The organism is Streptomyces sp. NPDC002130, from assembly GCF_040296465.1.
Lineage (GTDB): Bacteria > Actinomycetota > Actinomycetes > Streptomycetales > Streptomycetaceae > Streptomyces.
This window is the reverse complement of the sequence record NZ_JBEOXI010001170.1, coordinates 1-1,102: the sequence shown is the minus strand read 5'-3', so window position 1 is coordinate 1,102 and position 1,102 is coordinate 1. Positions and strand designations below refer to the sequence as shown.

2 protein-coding genes are annotated in these 1,102 nt (G+C 60.4%); one reads left to right on the top strand and one right to left on the bottom strand.

Annotated features, from left to right (window positions below):
- The coding region (locus ABT116_RS49355) for a class I SAM-dependent methyltransferase (RefSeq protein WP_351648187.1) at window positions 1-452 on the bottom strand (452 nt) is incomplete at its 3' end.
- 108 nt (window positions 453-560) lie between these two features.
- On the opposite strand from ABT116_RS49355, the gene ABT116_RS49350 reads away from it, so the two are divergent.
- Window positions 561-1,102: glycosyltransferase (locus ABT116_RS49350; protein ID WP_351648185.1), on the top strand; the 542-nt coding region annotated here is incomplete at its 3' end.

The window sequence follows — 1,102 nt, the reverse complement described above, 5'->3', positions numbered from 1 at the left end:
GGAAGGTACTCGGCGACGATGCCGGAAGCTTCGCCCGCCGGCAGGTGCTCGAGGAGATGCGCCATCAGCATTCCGTCGAAGGTTCGCTGATCGCTTTCGGAATGAAATTCCGCCGACGAGTACGCCTCGAAACCGAGCGATCGACAGAACTCCACCGAATGGTCGTTGTGGTCCACCCCGACACTGCCAGGGGGAAGATTTCGCAGATTTCGGCCGATCCCGCAGCCGACGTCGAGCACCTTCCGTCCGCCGAGGAAACGTCCGATATTCCACTGATACGGCGCTTGCACGTTCAGAACGCGCTTCCATCGAGCGCCTTGTAGCTCACGCAACCGGGCCGTGTACTCGGTGTCGGTGGTATCACCGCTACCCGTATCGGCTCTCCCCGGAAGGCCTGTGTTCTCACGATTGTTCTCGCGTCGATCGTTGGTGTGATCTTCGAACTCGGCCACTGAAGACTCACTTTCGTCGAGTGATCCGGATCATAACTTCACGATTCGCCGACATGTACGCCCCCACGCCGAGATGCCGACCCACGGCGACGTATACACTCCCCGCCTGTGAAGACCGATGGCACACCCGAGTCGGTGCAACCGCACCGAATTTCCGTCGTCGTGCCGGTTTACCAGGGCGAACGTACTCTCAACGCACTCATCGACGAGATACTCCCCCTGACGAAAACCCAGATCACTCCCGGCGGGCGGCCGTTGGTCGTCGAAGAAGTCCTTCTCGTCTTCGACCACGGTCCGGACGGATCTGCTGCCGTCATCCGTGAACTGGCGAGACGACACGACTTCATCCGACCCATTTGGCTCTCACGCAACTTCGGCCAACACCCGGCAACACTGGCGGGAATGGCGTCGAGTGGAGGCGAATGGGTCGTCACCATGGATGAAGACGGCCAGCACGACCCTGCCGACATCGGTGGACTCCTCGACACTGCACTGGATCAACAGGCCACCCTCGTCTACGCGCAGCCCGTGAACGCGGCACCCCACGGAGCCCTTCGCAACGCAGCGTCGAAGTCGTCGAAATGGCTGACCACGAAAATTCTCTCGTCCGAGAACTCGGTGAAGTATCAAAGCTTCCGACTCGTCCTAGG